Source organism: Curtobacterium sp. MCSS17_016 (assembly GCF_003234255.2).
GTDB lineage: Bacteria > Actinomycetota > Actinomycetes > Actinomycetales > Microbacteriaceae > Curtobacterium > Curtobacterium flaccumfaciens.
Genome location: NZ_CP126254.1, coordinates 977,922 through 993,413 on the forward strand (window position 1 = coordinate 977,922; position 15,492 = coordinate 993,413).

16 protein-coding genes and 2 riboswitches are annotated in these 15,492 nt (G+C 70.2%); of the genes, 10 read left to right on the forward strand and 6 right to left on the reverse strand.

Annotated features, from left to right (window positions below):
* Nucleotides 1-49 precede the first annotated feature (49 nt).
* On the forward strand, nt 50-430 hold the full coding sequence (locus DEJ19_RS04790; RefSeq protein WP_111033251.1) for a hypothetical protein: 381 nt from the start codon (nt 50-52) through the stop codon (nt 428-430).
* A gap of 28 nt (nt 431-458) precedes the next feature.
* Here DEJ19_RS04790 and DEJ19_RS04795 read toward each other — a convergent pair whose 3' ends face one another.
* Complete coding sequence (locus DEJ19_RS04795; protein ID WP_017887087.1) at nt 459-644, reverse strand: hypothetical protein; 186 nt, start codon at nt 642-644, stop codon at nt 459-461.
* 63 nt (nt 645-707) lie between these two features.
* Nucleotides 708-1,196, reverse strand: coding sequence for a GNAT family N-acetyltransferase (locus DEJ19_RS04800; protein ID WP_111233341.1), 489 nt, complete (start codon nt 1,194-1,196; stop codon nt 708-710).
* A gap of 68 nt (nt 1,197-1,264) precedes the next feature.
* On the opposite strand from DEJ19_RS04800, the gene DEJ19_RS04805 reads away from it, so the two are divergent.
* Nucleotides 1,265-2,149: a LysR substrate-binding domain-containing protein gene (locus DEJ19_RS04805; RefSeq protein ID WP_111233340.1), complete on the forward strand. Its 885-nt coding sequence runs from the start codon at nt 1,265-1,267 to the stop codon at nt 2,147-2,149.
* A gap of 46 nt (nt 2,150-2,195) precedes the next feature.
* Here the strand turns inward: DEJ19_RS04805 and DEJ19_RS04810 are convergent, their stop codons facing one another.
* The 4 genes from DEJ19_RS04810 to DEJ19_RS04825 are packed head-to-tail and all read right to left on the reverse strand — an operon-like array spanning nt 2,196 to nt 4,092.
* Nucleotides 2,196-2,450, reverse strand: coding sequence for a hypothetical protein (locus tag DEJ19_RS04810; protein WP_017887084.1), 255 nt, complete (start codon nt 2,448-2,450; stop codon nt 2,196-2,198).
* Nucleotides 2,447-2,929, reverse strand: coding sequence for an FBP domain-containing protein (locus DEJ19_RS04815; protein ID WP_027464546.1), 483 nt, complete (start codon nt 2,927-2,929; stop codon nt 2,447-2,449). The genes DEJ19_RS04810 and DEJ19_RS04815 overlap by 4 nt, the downstream gene beginning before the upstream one ends.
* A gap of 37 nt (nt 2,930-2,966) precedes the next feature.
* Nucleotides 2,967-3,704: a M56 family metallopeptidase gene (locus DEJ19_RS04820; protein WP_071404179.1), complete on the reverse strand. Its 738-nt coding sequence runs from the start codon at nt 3,702-3,704 to the stop codon at nt 2,967-2,969.
* Between the two features lie 13 nt (nt 3,705-3,717).
* Nucleotides 3,718-4,092: a BlaI/MecI/CopY family transcriptional regulator gene (locus tag DEJ19_RS04825; RefSeq protein ID WP_110864431.1), complete on the reverse strand. Its 375-nt coding sequence runs from the start codon at nt 4,090-4,092 to the stop codon at nt 3,718-3,720.
* 96 nt (nt 4,093-4,188) lie between these two features.
* Nucleotides 4,189-4,326, forward strand: a riboswitch (glycine riboswitch).
* Nucleotides 4,327-4,428: riboswitch (glycine riboswitch) on the forward strand. It abuts the riboswitch before it with no gap.
* A 49-nt stretch (nt 4,429-4,477) separates the two neighbouring features.
* On the opposite strand from DEJ19_RS04825, the gene gcvT reads away from it, so the two are divergent.
* The 8 genes from gcvT (at nt 4,478) to DEJ19_RS04865 (ending at nt 15,436) form a co-directional block, all read left to right on the forward strand.
* Nucleotides 4,478-5,623 carry a glycine cleavage system aminomethyltransferase GcvT gene (gene gcvT, locus DEJ19_RS04830; RefSeq protein ID WP_111233339.1) on the forward strand — a complete coding sequence of 382 codons (1,146 nt, stop codon included), beginning with the start codon at nt 4,478-4,480 and terminating at the stop codon, nt 5,621-5,623.
* Between the two features lie 4 nt (nt 5,624-5,627).
* Nucleotides 5,628-6,005, forward strand: a complete 378-nt coding sequence (gcvH, locus tag DEJ19_RS04835; protein ID WP_017887079.1) for a glycine cleavage system protein GcvH — start codon at nt 5,628-5,630, stop codon at nt 6,003-6,005.
* Nucleotides 6,002-8,923, forward strand: a complete 2,922-nt coding sequence (gcvP, locus tag DEJ19_RS04840) for an aminomethyl-transferring glycine dehydrogenase (protein ID WP_111233338.1) — start codon at nt 6,002-6,004, stop codon at nt 8,921-8,923. The genes gcvH and gcvP overlap by 4 nt, the downstream gene beginning before the upstream one ends.
* Before the next feature lie 488 nt (nt 8,924-9,411).
* Nucleotides 9,412-11,037, forward strand: coding sequence for a peptide ABC transporter substrate-binding protein (locus tag DEJ19_RS04845; RefSeq protein WP_110864434.1), 1,626 nt, complete (start codon nt 9,412-9,414; stop codon nt 11,035-11,037).
* A gap of 221 nt (nt 11,038-11,258) precedes the next feature.
* On the forward strand, nt 11,259-12,188 hold the full coding sequence (locus tag DEJ19_RS04850; protein ID WP_027464553.1) for an ABC transporter permease: 930 nt from the start codon (nt 11,259-11,261) through the stop codon (nt 12,186-12,188).
* Nucleotides 12,178-13,128 (forward strand): ABC transporter permease, encoded by a 951-nt coding sequence (locus DEJ19_RS04855; RefSeq protein WP_071404174.1) that lies wholly within the window; start codon nt 12,178-12,180, stop codon nt 13,126-13,128. Before DEJ19_RS04850 ends, DEJ19_RS04855 begins: the two co-directional genes overlap by 11 nt.
* On the forward strand, nt 13,125-14,867 hold the full coding sequence (locus tag DEJ19_RS04860; protein ID WP_071404173.1) for a dipeptide ABC transporter ATP-binding protein: 1,743 nt from the start codon (nt 13,125-13,127) through the stop codon (nt 14,865-14,867). The genes DEJ19_RS04855 and DEJ19_RS04860 overlap by 4 nt, the downstream gene beginning before the upstream one ends.
* Nucleotides 14,868-14,929: 62 nt before the next feature.
* Complete coding sequence (locus tag DEJ19_RS04865; protein WP_111233336.1) at nt 14,930-15,436, forward strand: PH domain-containing protein; 507 nt, start codon at nt 14,930-14,932, stop codon at nt 15,434-15,436.
* The last annotated feature ends 56 nt before the right edge of the window (nt 15,437-15,492 follow it).

Sequence of the window (15,492 nt, forward strand, 5' to 3'; positions counted from 1 at the left end):
GGACCGGTTTACGCGATCGGCCGAGTCAACGACGGGGAGAAGGCCGGGAATGAGCCGACACACTGTTCGCGCCGAGCGCGACGGGAAGTACTGGGTGATCTGGATCGACGGCGTCATCCGGACGCAGGCGAAGCGCGAACGAGAGATCGAGCTGATGGCCCGCGACTGGCTCTCGCTGATGAACGACGACCGCGATCCGGAGTCCTTCGAACTCGTCGTCGAGGTGGCGATGCCCGAAGCGGCGCAGGCGCACCTGGATCGGGCGGTCGCGCTCCGCGAGGAGTCCGAGCGCGCACGCATCGAGGCGGCAAAGGAGACGGCCGCCGCGGCGTTGGTCCTGCACGAGTCCGGGCTCACGGTGCGTGAGATCGGACCACTGCTCCACGTCTCGCACCAGCGAGCACAACAGCTGGTCGCCGCGGCTCGCTGACCGACCTGGTCATCGCGCTCCGCTGCGGTCAGGCCACGTACTGGTTGCGGCCGACGACGCGGATGCGCAGGTCGTCGTCACGGTCCATCGCGAGGAGCTCGCGGGCCACGAACCCGACGGACGGCCACCGGGACACCTCGGTCACCATGAAGCCGTCGATGAAGACCTGCCACGCGCCGGCCTCGCGGACCGCCTGCACCTCGTACGTCGCCATGCCGCGAGCGTACCGGGACCGGGCCGCCGTCAGTGCGGGTCGAACGGCGGTGCAGGTCGAACGTCAGTGCAGGTCGAGGGTCATGTGCACGTCGGCTCGCGCGTACGGACTCGGGGCGACCTCGTCCTCGCGCAGGTGCCGGAACCCGAACGCCTCGTACAGGTGCACGGCGCTGGCGAGCTGTGCGTTGCTCTCCAGGTCGATGCGGCGTGCGCCGAGTTCGCGCGCCCGGTCGAGCGCAGCGGTGATGAGCTTCCGCCCGGTGCCGTGCCCCTGGTGGTCGGGGGAGACCGCCATCTTCACGAGCTCGAACACGCCGGGGGTGGTGGGCACGACCCCGATGCACCCGACGACCTGGTCGTCGAGCCGGGCGACCAGGACGGCCCCGCCCCGTTCCACGACGCGGCCGACGGGATCGGAGAGGAACACGCGGTCCTCGTCCTCGAGGGTGAAGTACCGGGTGATCCACGCCTCGTTGAGCGTGCGGAAGGCCTCGGCGTCCGCGTGGGTGGCGAGGTCGGCGATGGTGACGGTGGAGGTCGCTTCGGGCATGCAACCATCCTCGGGCGGCGATGCAGTCACGTCCAATACTCGTTCGCGCTGATCGATACGCTGTGTGCATGGATCGCGAACCGGACGTCGACCTCCGGCAGCTGCGGGCGTTCCTGGCCGTCGCCGACGAGCTGCACTTCGGCCGTGCTGCCGAGCAGCTGCGGATCGCCCAACCCGCGCTGTCCCAGCAGATCCGGCGCACCGAACGCGCGCTCGGGGTCGACCTGTTCGTCCGGACCAGCCGCAGCGTCGCCCTGACCGCCGCCGGCCGGGTGCTGCAGGGCCGGGCGCGGTCGTTGCTCGGGCAGGTGCGACGGGACCTCCACGAGACGGTGCGGGTCGGTCGGGGCGAGGTCGGTCGGCTCGACGTCGGGTTCGTCGTCTCCGCGCTGCCCCTCGGTCCGATCGAACGCGTGCAGGCGTTCCGGGAGCGCTACCCGCTGGTCCGGGTGGAACTGACCGAGGGGTACTCGTCGACCCTGCTCGCCCGGATCGTCCGTGGCGAACTCGACCTCGCCGTCGTCCGCGATGCCGACCCGGACCCCGCCGTGCGGCTGTTGCCGTTCCGGTCCGAGGCCTTCGTGGCCGCCGTGCCGCGCGGCCACCGCTTGGCGGATCGGGACCACATCCGCGGCACCGAACTGGTCGACGAGCCGTTCGTGTTCTTCCCGGCCGTCGCGGGGGGCCTGGCGACCGAGCGCAACCTCGCACCGGTCACCGCCGGTGGCCGCCGCCCGGTCATCGTGCAGGAGGCCACGACCTGGGCGACCGTGCTCCACCTGGTCGGGGTGGGCCTCGGTGTCACGGTGGTGCCGGAGAGTGCTGCGCTCGCCGCACCCGACACGGTGGCGCTCCTGCCCCTCGAGGGCAGCGACCACCGCAGCGAGCTCGCCTGGGCGATGCGCGCCGACGACGACCGCGAGATCCTGCGCAACTTCGTCGCCGCGGACTGACCGAGCGGGCCGGGTGCGCGAGCGGACGCCGGTCGGGCGTCCTCGCTCAGCCGAGCGACAGCACGGGCGCCCGGTGGTCACCGAGTTCGTCGATGCGCCACGGCCGAGCCCCGCGCAGTGTCAAGCCGAGCTGGACGAGCACGAACCCGACGTGCGGCTCGACGTCGGGGTCCCACGGCCCCTCGACGCCCAGACCGAACGCGCCGAGTTCGTCGTCGGCCTCGTCCCGCAGCGTCAGCCGCCACCGTCCGTCGCCGAGTTCCTCGACCACGGCCCAGCGGGCGGTGCCGAACCGGCTCACGCCGTCTTGGTGATGTCCGCGGTGAAGTTCTGCACGCGCTGCAGCAGGGAGGCACCACGCATCGCGATGGTCGCGGGCGGGTTCAGGTGCGGGGGCGCGGTGCGGATCAGCATCGGGCATCCGAGGTCTTCGCAGATGTACGTGCCGATCGTGTTGCCGTTGCGCCCGGACTCACCGGCACGCGCGGCGGAGAACAGCCGGACCTGGGTCGCGGGCTGCGGCGAGTGGCAGAACGAGCACATCGCGGCGATGCCGGGGCGCAGCGAGCCACCGGCGGACCGGACGACGATGCCCACGGGGCGCTCGTCGATCCAGGACACGATGTACCCGCGGCGGGCGGCCTGCGGGTCGCGCCAGCCCAGGAACTCGCGTTCGTCCCAGAGTGTCTCGTGCAGGCCCGGGATGGGCAGCTGTGCGAGTTCGTCGGGGGTGGCGTTCACGAACGACGATCGGATATCGGCTTCGGTCAGTGGCTTCACGGTGCTGACACCCTATTCCTCGCCTCCGACAGGGGCGCTACGACAGCCTGGAGGCGCGGATCGCCCCGAGCGCGCTGCTCCCGTCCGCCACCAGCACCGCCCGGCGCAGGGCGTCGCGTCCGACGCGACGGGCCGCCGCGTCGTCCGCGGCGAACTCCACGAGCACACGCGTCGACCGCGCCATGGCGCGCGCACCGGGCACCCACGGGACCGCACGCTCGATCGATTCCGCGACCGCGACCGCAGCCGCGTGGTGCTGGGTCAGGTGGGCGCGTTCGTGGGCGACCACGGCCTCCAGTTCGTCGGTGCGCAACCGGTCTGCCAAGCCGGTGCTGACGAGGACGCCACCGCTCCGACCCGGCACGGCGCATGCCAGTGCGTGGTCGGCCTCGACGACGGCGACGGGGGTGCCGTCGATCTCGCGGTGCGGGGCGACGCCGGAACGCATCGCCTGGCGGACGGCCTCGTGTTCCGGGCCGGGGCGCACCCGGACCGCGACGACGAACGCGACGACCGCGAGGAGCGCGACGCCGACGTTGAAGCCGTGCGTGGGGGAGCCGTCCCCGCCGAACAGCTCGGTGACCGGACGGTCGGCGAGCACCACGAGGGTGATGCCGGCCACGAAGCCGACGACGCCGAGCAGGACCGCGACCGACCAGCAGACCAGCGCGGTGCGGGGCAGGTCGATCGTCCAGGCGGAGCGGGTCAGGACCCGGGGCGCGAACACCACCACCGCGAGTGCGAGGACGATGAGCGCGATGCCGGCGACGACCACGGTGCGCAGCCGGTCAGGAGCGGGCGCGGGCGTCGAGGGCGCGGCGCAGGGCCTCGAGGTCGTCCGAGGCGAGCGAGCCGGTGAACTGCAGCAGTGCGGCCTCGCGGTCGGACGACGCGGCCAGTGCGCTCGACATCAGCGACGCGGTCTGCTCGTCACGACTGTGCACGGCGCGGAACGTCAGGGGAGCGTCGTCGTGTTGTTCCCGTTCCACCTGGCCCTTGCGGCCGAGGCGGTCGAGCACGGTGAGGACGGTCGTCAGCGCGGGGCGGGGCTCCGGGAACGCGTCGAGCACCTGGCGTGCGGTGCGCCCGGAGTCGGCGGAGCGGAGGGCGTCGAGCACCGCCTGCTCCAGCTGCCCGCGGGGGCGCGATCGTTGTCCGGCCATCCCCGCATTCTACGAGATGTCGAAGGCTCGCTCGCGACACACGCTCGAAACGCGGCCTCGGTATGCTCGTCGCGGACAACTGAACACACCGGCCGTTCATCCGTCGCGGGAGACGCCGTGCACGTACCCCCGGGTACGTCGTGCTTCTGGGTACATCGTGCCCTCGGGCGCACGCACGGCACCGAAGGAGCAATCCCCCCGTCAATCTCTCAGGTCCCACACCGCAGCGGACAGGCCACTCTGAAAAGCAGACGCTCGGTCGTCTCGCCCACGGTGAAAGCCGCCGGACCTCACGGGCCGCGGTGAAACTCTCAGGCCCATGACAGAGGGGGAGTTCCACCCGGCGATCGTCGCCGGGCCCTGCCGATGCCAGGAGAACTCCGCCATGAGTCCGTCCCCACTGCCCACGCCGGGTCAGCGTTCGTCGCCGCTCGAAGCCGTGCACGAGGCCGCCGGTGCGACCTTCACCGACTTCGCCGGGTACCGCATGCCCGTGCGCTACTCGTCGGACCTCGCCGAGCACCACGCCGTGCGCCAGGCCGCCGGCGTCTTCGACCTGTCGCACATGGCCGAGATCGGGGTGACCGGCAGCGATGCCGTCGCCTTCCTCGACCACGCGCTCGCCGGCTCCTTCGGCACGATGCCCATCGGCCGCGCCAAGTACTCGCTGCTGCTCGCCGAGGACGGCGGGATCCTCGACGACCTCGTCGTGTACCGGACCGACGACGACGTCTTCCTCGTCGTCGCGAACGCGTCCAACCGCGACGTTGCCGTCACCGCGCTCACCGCCCGGGCCGACGGCTTCGACGTCGAGGTCTCCGACGACTCCGACACGACGGCCCTCGTCGCGATCCAGGGCCCCGCGGCTGCCGGCACGCTCGACGCGCTCGTCGTCGCCGACCGCCTGCAGCCCGAGACCCCGCTCGACGAACTCGGCTACTACCGCGTGCTGCACGCGCTGTTCGACGGTGCCGACGTGCTCGTCGCGCGGACCGGGTACACCGGCGAGGACGGCTTCGAGGTCTACACGGACCCGGACACCGCCCCGGTGCTCTGGGACGCCCTGCTCGAGGCCGGTGCCGACCGCGGCGTCGTCCCCGCCGGGCTCGCCGCGCGCGACACCCTGCGACTCGAGGCCGGCATGCCCCTCTACGGGCACGAGCTCGGCACCGACGTCCGTCCGGCCCAGGCCGGCCTCGGCCGCGTCGTCGCCAAGGACGGCGACTTCGTCGGTGCGTCCGGCGTCACCCCGTCCGCGGACGCCCGCGTGCTCGTCGGCCTGGTGACCGAGGGCCGCCGTGCTCCCCGCGCGGGCTACGACGTCGTGCTCGACGGCACGGTCGTCGGCACCGTGACCTCGGGCGCGCTCTCGCCGACGCTCGGCCACCCCGTCGCGATGGCCTTCGTCGACCCGGCCGCGCTCGCCGCCGTGTCGGACGGGGCACAGGTCCTCCACATCGACGTCCGCGGGACTGCCGTCCCCAGCACGGTCTCCGCGTTCCCCTTCTACCGCCGCGCCTCGAAAGGCTGACCCCATGACCGACCAGACCGCACTCCAGTACACGGCCGACCACGAGTGGCTGCTCGTCGAGGGCGACACCGTCACCGTCGGCATCACCGACCACGCCGCCGAGCAGCTCGGTGACGTCGTCTACGTCGAGCTCCCCGCCGTCGGCACCGCCACCACCGCTGGCGACCAGATCGGCGAGATCGAGTCGACCAAGAGCGTCGGCGAGCTCTTCGCCCCGATCGAGGGCGAGGTCGTCGAGGTCAACGACGCCGTCGTCGACACCCCCGACACCGTCAACCAGGACCCGTTCGGCGCCGGCTGGCTCGTGAAGATCAAGGTCGACGGCACCTCGTTCCCCGAGGACCTGATGGACCACGACGCGTACCGGGCCTCCATCGCATGACCGCGTTCGAGAACCTCCAGACGTCCTTCGCCGACCGCCACATCGGCACCACCCCGGCCGACCAGCAGGCCATGCTCGACGTCGTCGGACAGCCGTCGCTCGACGCGCTGGTCCGTGCCGCGATCCCGGAGGCCATCCACGTCGGCCCCGTCGCCGACTCGGTGATCCCGGCCGCCGTCGGCGAGACCGAGGCGCTCGCCGAACTCCGCGCGAAGGCCGGCCGCAACACCGTCCGCCGCGCCATGATCGGCCTCGGCTACCACGGCACCCACACGCCCGCTGTGATCCAGCGCAACGTGCTCGAGAACCCGAGCTGGTACACGGCGTACACGCCCTACCAGCCGGAGATCTCGCAGGGCCGCCTCGAAGCACTCATCAACTTCCAGACGATGGTGTCCGACCTGACCGGCATGGCCACCGCCGGCGCCTCGATGCTCGACGAGGGCACCGCCGTGGTCGAGGGCATGCTCCTCGCCCGCCGCGCGTCCAAGGTCAAGGGCGACGCGTTCCTCGTCGACGCCGACCTGCTGCCGCAGACCCGTGCACTGCTCGACCACCGTGCCGACGCCGTGGGCATCACGCTGCGCGCGTTCGACGCTGCCGACGGCCCGAGCGACGACCAGCTCGACGGCGCGTTCGGCGTCATCCTGCAGTACCCGGGCGCCTCGGGCCGCATCGTCGACCCGTCGTCCGTCATCGAGCGGGTCCACGCCGGTGGCGGCATCGCCGTCGTCGCGGCCGACCTGCTCGCGATGACCCTGCTCGCCAGCCCCGGCGACCTGGGTGCCGACGTGGCCGTCGGGACGAGCCAGCGCTTCGGCGTCCCGCTCGGCTTCGGCGGCCCGCACGCCGGCTACCTCGCGGTGCGCGCCGGCCTCGAGCGCCAGCTCCCCGGTCGCCTGGTCGGGGTGTCCTTCGATGCCGACGGTCAGATGGCCTACCGCCTCAGCCTGCAGACCCGCGAGCAGCACATCCGCCGCGAGAAGGCGACGAGCAACATCTGCACCGCGCAGGTCCTGCTCGCCGTGATGGCCTCGATGTACGCGGTGTACCACGGGCCCGAGGGCCTGCGGTTCATCGCCGGTCGGGTCGCGCGGACCACCGGTGCACTCGCCGCCGTGGCGCGTGACGCCGGGGTCGAGGTCGTGCACGACGCCTTCTTCGACACGCTCACCCTGCGGGCCGTCGGTCGCGCCGAGGCGATCGTCGCGGCAGCGCAGGACGCCGGCTACCTGCTGCACGTCGTGGACGCCGACACGTTCCAGCTGTCCGTCGACGAGACGACCACGCCCGACGACGTCGTGGCGCTGGCGAACGTGCTCGGGGCGGTGGACGTGACCGTCCCCGCGACCGAGACCGCCGTGCGCGACGCGGCCACGGGCCTCCCGGCCGCCCTGCAGCGCGAGAGCGACTACCTGACGCACCCCGTGTTCAGCGCACACCGCAGTGAGACCCGCATGATGCGGTACCTCAAGCACCTGTCCGACAAGGACTACGCGCTCGACCGCGGCATGATCCCGCTCGGCAGCTGCACGATGAAGCTCAACGCGGCGACCGAGATGGCCGCCGTGACCTGGCCGGAGTTCGCGAACATCCACCCGTTCGCACCGCGCGAGGACGTCGAGGGGTACCTCGACATGATCGGCGACCTCGAGTCGTGGCTCGCCGAGGTCACTGGCTACGACACCGTGTCCCTACAGCCGAACGCCGGCAGCCAGGGCGAGCTCGCCGGCCTGCTGGCCATCCGTGGGTACCACCAGGCTCGTGGCGACGAGGACCGGACGGTCTGCCTCATCCCGTCGAGCGCGCACGGCACGAACGCGGCGTCCGCGGTGCTCGCCGGCATGAAGGTCGTCGTGGTGGCCTGCGACGAGAACGGCAACGTCGACCTCGAGGACCTCCGGGCCCGTGTCGCCGCCAACGCCGACACCCTCGCGGCCCTGATGATCACGTACCCGTCCACCCACGGCGTCTACGAGCACGACATCCGCGAGATCTGCGACGCCGTGCACGACGCCGGCGGCCAGGTCTACGTCGACGGCGCGAACCTCAACGCGCTGCTCGGCCACGCCCGCTTCGGCGACTTCGGGGGCGACGTGTCGCACCTCAACCTGCACAAGACCTTCTGCATCCCGCACGGCGGTGGCGGCCCCGGCGTGGGACCCGTCGCCGCGAAGGCACACCTGGCACCGTTCCTGCCCGGCCACCCGTTCGCGCAGCAGGCCGACCGGCGCTCCGGCGCGACCGCCGCCGAGGCGGACGACCGCCTGGCCCACGCCGGTGGCCCGGTCAGTGCGGCGCCGTACGGCAGCCCGAGCATCCTGCCGATCACGTGGACGTACGTCCGGATGATGGGGCTCGAGGGCCTCACCCGTGCGACCGAGGCCGCGGTCCTCGGGGCGAACTACATCGCGGCCCGTCTGCGTGATGCGTTCCCCGTGCTGTACACGGGCGACGACGGACTGGTCGCGCACGAGTGCATCCTCGACCTCCGCCCGCTGCGCGACACCACCGGCATCACGGTCGACGACGTCGCGAAGCGCCTGGTCGACTACGGGTTCCACGCGCCGACGATGTCGTTCCCGGTGGCGGGCACGCTCATGGTCGAACCGACCGAGAGCGAGGACCTCGCCGAGCTCGACCGCTTCGTCGACGCCATGCTCGCGATCCGGGCCGAAGCTGCAGCGGTCGAGCGCGGGGAGTGGCCGGCGGACGACAACCCGCTCGTGCACGCGCCGCACACCGCCTCGTCGGTGATCTCGGGGGAGTGGGCGCACGCCTACACCCGCGAGCAGGCCGTCTACCCGCTGCCGGGCATCAGCGGCCGGAAGTACTGGCCGCCGGTGCGTCGCATCGACCAGGCGTACGGGGATCGCAACCTGGTGTGCGCCTGCCCGCCGATCGAGGCGTTCGCCTGATCCCGACCAGCGCCGACACCCTCGTCGTCGCCGTGCGCTCCGTGCCCCGTCCGGTCCTCCGGGCGGGGCACGGTCGTGTCCCGGCTGGTCACGGCACCCCGCTCAGTTCCGCCGAGCGGTCACGAACCGTCGTCCGGACCCGCTCCCACCGACAGTTCGTGACCACTCGGCGCGCCACCCACGGCATGTCCTGACCGCTCGACGCACCCCCTCAGCCGTACCCCTGAGCGATGCTCGGCCGTCCACCGACTTGCACAGAAGTGTGACGGAGTGCAATGGATTTCATGCGGATGCAACAAAAACGCACCCTTCACCGGCACGCGCGCGAATGTTGCATCTTCTCGCAAGGATCGTGCAAGTTGGTTACCGGCGTGTAACCGTTCGCCCCTGGGTTTGGACGCCGCTGTTCACCTTGCCTACGCTGCAAAGGTCAAACGCGCCCGGGCGACACCGCTGTGCCCTGCGCGTCCCATGCACCAGGAGGAACCTTGATCAAGAAGCGCGCCGGGCTTTCCGCCCTCGCCGTGCTCGGGGCCACAGCACTCGCCCTGACCGCCTGCTCCAGCAACAGCTCCGACGGGGGTGGCTCGGGCTCGGCGAACGCGTCCGGGATCGTCACCACCAACGGCAGCGAACCCCAGAACCCGCTGATCCCGTCGAACACCACCGAGACCGGTGGCGGCAAGATCATCGACTCGCTCTTCGAGGGCCTCGTCTCGTACGACGCCGACGGCAAGCCGGTCAACGAGGTCGCCAAGAGCATCGACACCGATGACTCGAAGACGTTCGACATCACGCTGAACACCGGCTACACCTTCACCAACGGCGAGAAGGTCACGGCCGAGTCGTTCACCAAGGCGTGGAACTGGGCAGCCCAGAAGTCGAACGCCCAGGGCGCCAGCTACTTCTTCGAGAACATCGAGGGCTACAACGCCGACAAGGACTCCGAGCTCACCGGCCTCAAGGTCGTGGACGACGACGAGTTCACCGTCACGCTGAAGTCGGCGCAGTCCGACTTCCCGCTGTCGCTCGGCTACTCGGCGTTCGTGCCGCTCCCGTCGGCGTTCTACGACGACACCAAGGCCTTCGGTGAGAACCCGATCGGCAACGGTCCGTACAAGCTCGACGGCAAGAAGGCCTGGACCCACAACCAGTCCATCAAGCTCGTCACCAACAAGGACTACGAGGGCAAGCGCAAGCCGAAGAACGGTGGTCTCACGATCACGTTCTACGCCTCGCAGGACACCGCGTACTCCGACGCCCAGGGCGGCAACCTCGACGTCCTCGACGCCGTGCCGGACAGCGCGTTCAAGACCTACAAGTCCGACTTCCCGGACTCGAACGTCAACCAGCCCGCCGCGATCTTCCAGGCGATCTACCTGCCCTACTACCTCGACCACTGGAAGGGTGAAGAGGGCAAGCTGCGTCGCGAGGCCGTCTCGATGGCGATCAACCGCAAGCAGATCACCGACAAGATCTTCGACGGCACCCGCACCCCGGCCAAGGACTTCACCTCCCCGGTGATCGCCGGCTGGAACGACGACCTCGACGGTTCGGACGTCCTGGACTACGACGAGTCCGAGGCCAAGAAGCTCTGGGCCGAGGCCGACAAGATCTCGAAGTACGACGACACGCTCACCATCACGTACAACGCCGATGGTGGCCACGAGGCCTGGGTGACCGCGGTCACGAACTCGATCTCGAACACGCTCGGCATCAAGGCCGAGGGCAACGCGATCCCGACGTTCCAGGAAGCCCTGGACCTCCAGACGAACGACAAGCTCACGGGCGGCAGCCGCACCGGTTGGCAGGCCGACTACCCGTCGCTGTACAACTTCCTCGGCCCGACCATGGGTGAGGGCTCGTCGAACAACTACTCGCGGTACGACTCCAAGGAGTACAACGAGCTGCTCGCCAAGGGCCGTTCGGCTGCGACCGTCGAAGAGGGCAACAAGTCCTTCGACCAGGCACAGGAACTCCTGTTCGAGGACCTGCCCGAGATCCCGCTCTGGTACTCCAACGTGACCGGTGTCTGGAACGCGGACAACGTGTCGAACGTCAAGTTCGGCTGGAACTCGGTGCCGCTGTACTACGACATCGAGGTCAAGAACTGATCCAGGTCTCCTAGAGACCGAAGCGCGAGCAGGTATCCTGCTTCGCGATCACCGGACGGGGGTTCGGGGACCGCACAGGTCCCCGAACCCCCGTACCACGGTGGCAACACCCCCACACAGCGGGCGCCCTCCCGCACCGGACATCCGTGCCGACCCTCGGACCGTCCACCCCTCACCACAATGAACCTGATCGACATCGCTCCGGACCGGGCAGTGATCTGATGCTCTGGTACCTCGGCAAGCGCCTCCTGCAACTCATCCCCGTGTTCTTCGGGGCCACGTTCCTCATCTACTTCCTGGTCTTCTCGCTGCCCGGCGACCCGATCGCCGCGCTGTTCGGCGACCGGCAGCCGTCGCCGCAGGTCATCGAGACGCTGCGTCAGCAGTACAACCTCGACAAGCCGTTCATCGTGCAGTACCTGCTCTGGATCGGCGGCGTGTTCCGCGGCGACCTCGGCGTGACCTACTCGGGTCTGCCGGTCAGCCAGCAGCTCGCATCGGCCTTCCCGATCACCGCGCGCCTGGCGATCCTCGCGCTCGTGTTCGAGGCCGTCGCCGGCATCGTCGTCGGCGTCATCGCGGGTCTGCGCAAGGGCAAGCTGTTCGACGCCACCGCGCTCGTCGTGTCGCTCCTGCTCATCTCGGTGCCGACCTTCGTCGTCGGGTTCGTGCTGCAGTACGTCTTCGGCATCAAGCTCGGGCTGTTCCGGGTCACGGTGTCCGGCGAGGCCCCGTGGAGTGAACTCGTCCTGCCGGCGATCGTCCTCGCTTCGGTCTCGTTCGCGTACATCGTGCGACTGACCCGGGCCAGCGTCGCCGAGAACATGAGCGCCGACTTCGTGCGCACCGCCACGGCCAAGGGCCTGCCCCGTCGTCGTGTCGTCGGCGTGCACATCTTCCGGAACTCGCTCATCCCCGTGGTGACCTACCTGGGTGTCGACATCGGCAACCTGATGGTCGGCGCGATCGTGACCGAGGGCATCTTCAACATCAACGGTGTCGGCGGCACGGTGTTCCGCGCCGTCAAGCTCGGCGAAGGCCCGACGGTGGTCTCCTTCGTCGCCGTGATGGTCATCATCTTCATGCTCGCCAACCTCCTGGTGGACCTGCTCTACGCCGTCCTGGACCCGAGGATCCGCTATGCCAAGTAACGCCGCACCCCGCTCGGCGACGCACTACGTCGCCCCGCTCGAAGAAACCCCCCTGCAGGCGGTCGACCAGGTCAACGAGGACGAGAAGACCCGTTCCCTGTGGACCGACGCCTGGGAGTCCATGCGGACCCGCCCGACGTTCTGGATCTCCTCGATCCTGATCCTGCTGATCATCGTCGTCGCGGTCTTCCCGGGGCTCTTCGCCCACGTCGACCCGCGCGCGTCGAACCTCGACAACAGCGACGGCGGACCCGAGGCCGGGCACATCCTCGGCTTCACGCGTCAGGGCTCGGACGTCTACGCCCGCGTGATCTGGGGAGCCCAGAACTCGCTCATCGTCGGCATCGTCGCGACGATCCTGGTGTCGATCGTCGGCATCGTGATCGGTTCCCTGGCCGGCTTCTACGGCGGCTGGCTCGACACGATCGTGTCCCGCATCGGTGACATCTTCTTCTCGATCCCCACCGTCCTCGGGGCGATCGTGATCATGTCGGTCATCCCCGCGCGGAACGCGATCACCGTCGCGCTCGTCCTCGCTGCGTTCGCGTGGCCGCAGATCGCCCGCATCATGCGTGGCGCCGTGCTGAGCGCCAAGCAGGCGGACTACGTCATGGCGTCGGCGGCGCTCGGTGTCAACCGGTTCCGGACGCTCGTGCGCCACGTCATCCCGAACTCGCTGGCTCCGGTCATCGTGGTCGCGACCGTGTCGCTCGGCACGTTCATCGTCGCCGAGGCGACGCTGTCGTTCCTCGGCATCGGGCTGCCGCCGTCGGCCCTGAGCTGGGGCCTCGACATCGGCACCGCCCAGACGTCGATCCGCACCAACCCGTCGACGATCTTCTGGCCGTCGGCAGCCCTGTCCATCACCGTGCTCGCGTTCCTGCTCCTCGGTGACGTGGTGCGCGACGCGCTCGACCCGAAGGCGAGGGCCCGCCGATGAGCGAGACACTGACCCAGACGAACAGCAGCCGCACCGGCGGTTCCGGCGCCCCGCTGCTCGAGATCACCGACCTGCAGGTCGGCTTCAAGACCCAGAGCGGCCTCGTGCAGGCCGTCCGCGGCGTCAACCTCACCCTCGAGCAGGGCGAGCGCCTGGCCATCGTCGGCGAGTCCGGTTCGGGCAAGTCGACGAGCGCCCAGGCGATCATCAAGCTGCTCCCCGGCACCGGTGAGGTCACCGGTGGCTCGATCAAGTTCAACGGGCGCGAGCTCGTCGGGCTGAGCGACAAGGAGATGTCGGAGATCCGCGGGAAGGAGATCGGCTACGTCCCCCAGGACCCGATGTCGAACCTCAACCCGCTGTGGTCGATCGGCTTCCAGGTCGAAGAGGCGATCCGTGCGAACGGCATGGCGACCGGCAAGAAGGCCGTCCGTGACCGTGCCGTCGAGGTCCTGCAGGAAGCCGGCCTCGGTGACGCCTCGACCCGCCTGAAGCAGTACCCGCACGAGTTCTCCGGCGGCATGCGCCAGCGCGTGCTCATCGGCATCGGTCTGTCGAGCCGCCCGCAGCTGCTCATCGCCGACGAGCCGACGAGTGCGCTCGACGTCACCGTCCAGCGCGTCATCCTCGACCACCTCGAGAGCCTGACCCGCGACTTCGGCACCTCGGTGCTGTTCATCACGCACGACCTCGGCCTCGCCGCCGAGCGTGCCGAGAAGCTCGTCGTGATGTACAAGGGCCAGGTCGTCGAGGCCGGTCCCTCGAAGGAGATCCTGGCCAACCCGCAGCACCCGTACACGCAGCGGCTCGTCGCGGCGGCCCCGTCGCTGGCCAGCCGTCGCATCCAGTCGAAGGTGCAGCACGCACGCGTCGACATCGCCGACGCCGGCAACGACGACGCCGAGCTGATCGCCCGGGCCCAGGAGCGCGAGCACCGTCCGGCCGAGGACCTCATCGTGGTGAAGAACCTCGAGAAGGTCTACAAGCTGCGCGGCAAGAGCCTCGCCACCCGCGAGCTCAAGGCCGTCGACGACGTGTCGTTCTCGATCCAGAAGGGCACCACCACGGCGCTCGTCGGCGAGTCCGGTTCGGGCAAGTCGACCGTCGCCAAGCTGGTGCTGCAGCTCGAGAGCATCACGAGCGGCACCGTGCAGTTCGACGGCATCGACATCGGCGCGCTGAAGGGCAAGGACCTCTTCGACTTCCGCCGCCGCGTGCAGCCGGTGTTCCAGGACCCGTACGGCTCCCTGGACCCGATGTACAACGTCGGGAACACGATCGCCGAGCCGCTCGCCACGCACAAGGTGGGCGACAAGGCCTCGCGTCGCGCCCGGGTGCTCGAGCTGCTCGACCAGGTCGCGCTGCCGAAGTCGATGGTGAACCGCTACCCGAACGAGCTGTCCGGTGGCCAGCGACAGCGCATCGCCGTCGCCCGCGCGCTGGCGCTCAAGCCGGAGGTCATCGTCCTCGACGAGGCCGTCTCCGCGCTCGACGTGCTCGTGCAGGGGCAGATCCTCGACCTGCTCACCGAGCTGCAGACCGAGCTCGGCCTGACGTACCTGTTCATCACGCACGACCTCGCGGTCGTCCGCCTCGTCGCGGACAACGTGTGCGTCATGCGCCGTGGGCAGATCGTCGAGAAGGCGACGACCGACGAGGTCTTCGCCGCCCCGAAGGAGCAGTACACGAAGGACCTCCTGGCCGCCATCCCCGGCGCCGGGTTCGAGTTCGGACGCTGATCCACCTGGAGACGAACGAGGCCGGACGCCCCGTCGTCCTCCGCGCTGGTCGCGGGGGCGCGGTGGCGTCCGGCCTCGTCGCCGTCCTGGGCCTGTTCCTGCTCGGCGATGCGGCGTTCCGGGGGAGCTGGGACGTCGTCCTCCGTGCCGCCGGCCCGATCGCCGTGCTCGTCTGGGCGCTCTGGGTCCTGACCTACCGTCCGTGCATCGTCATCGACGAGCGCGCGGTCACCGTGGTCAACCCGCTCCGCCGCACCGTGGTGCCGTGGCACGCCGTCGCCGACGTCCGGCTCCGCTGGCAGATCGTGATCGAGACGGTCGCCGGCCGGAAGGTGCAGTGCTGGGGCGGTCCGTCGCTGCCGCGGCCGAAGCCGGCCCGGCGCGGTGAGCGGGCCGTCCTGCGACAGCCCGACGAGATGACGGTGCTGCTCGACCGCTGGTCCGAGCACCGCGACGGCACCGGCGCCGGCGACCCCGTGCGCGGCTGGGACGTGCCGGCCCTGGCGGTCGGCGCAGCGGCGCTGGCGCTGCTCGCCGCTTCGCTGCTCAGCCTGTGGCTGGGAGCCTGACGCGGCTCACGATCGCGACCACACGACGGACGGGAGGCCCGGTACCAGCTGGTACC

Bases quoted from the DNA above. Each gene is read 5' to 3' on its own strand.
- DEJ19_RS04790 (WP_111033251.1), top strand. From the start codon at position 50: ATGAGCCGACACACTGTTCGCGCCGAGCGCGACGGGAAGTACTGGGTG.
- DEJ19_RS04795 (WP_017887087.1), bottom strand. From the start codon at position 644: ATGGCGACGTACGAGGTGCAGGCGGTCCGCGAGGCCGGCGCGTGGCAG.
- DEJ19_RS04800 (WP_111233341.1), bottom strand. From the start codon at position 1,196: ATGCCCGAAGCGACCTCCACCGTCACCATCGCCGACCTCGCCACCCAC.
- DEJ19_RS04805 (WP_111233340.1), top strand. From the start codon at position 1,265: ATGGATCGCGAACCGGACGTCGACCTCCGGCAGCTGCGGGCGTTCCTG.
- DEJ19_RS04825 (WP_110864431.1), bottom strand. From the start codon at position 4,092: ATGGCCGGACAACGATCGCGCCCCCGCGGGCAGCTGGAGCAGGCGGTG.
- gcvT (WP_111233339.1), top strand. From the start codon at position 4,478: ATGAGTCCGTCCCCACTGCCCACGCCGGGTCAGCGTTCGTCGCCGCTC.
- gcvH (WP_017887079.1), top strand. From the start codon at position 5,628: ATGACCGACCAGACCGCACTCCAGTACACGGCCGACCACGAGTGGCTG.
- gcvP (WP_111233338.1), top strand. From the start codon at position 6,002: ATGACCGCGTTCGAGAACCTCCAGACGTCCTTCGCCGACCGCCACATC.
- DEJ19_RS04850 (WP_027464553.1), top strand. From the start codon at position 11,259: ATGCTCTGGTACCTCGGCAAGCGCCTCCTGCAACTCATCCCCGTGTTC.
- DEJ19_RS04855 (WP_071404174.1), top strand. From the start codon at position 12,178: ATGCCAAGTAACGCCGCACCCCGCTCGGCGACGCACTACGTCGCCCCG.
- DEJ19_RS04860 (WP_071404173.1), top strand. From the start codon at position 13,125: ATGAGCGAGACACTGACCCAGACGAACAGCAGCCGCACCGGCGGTTCC.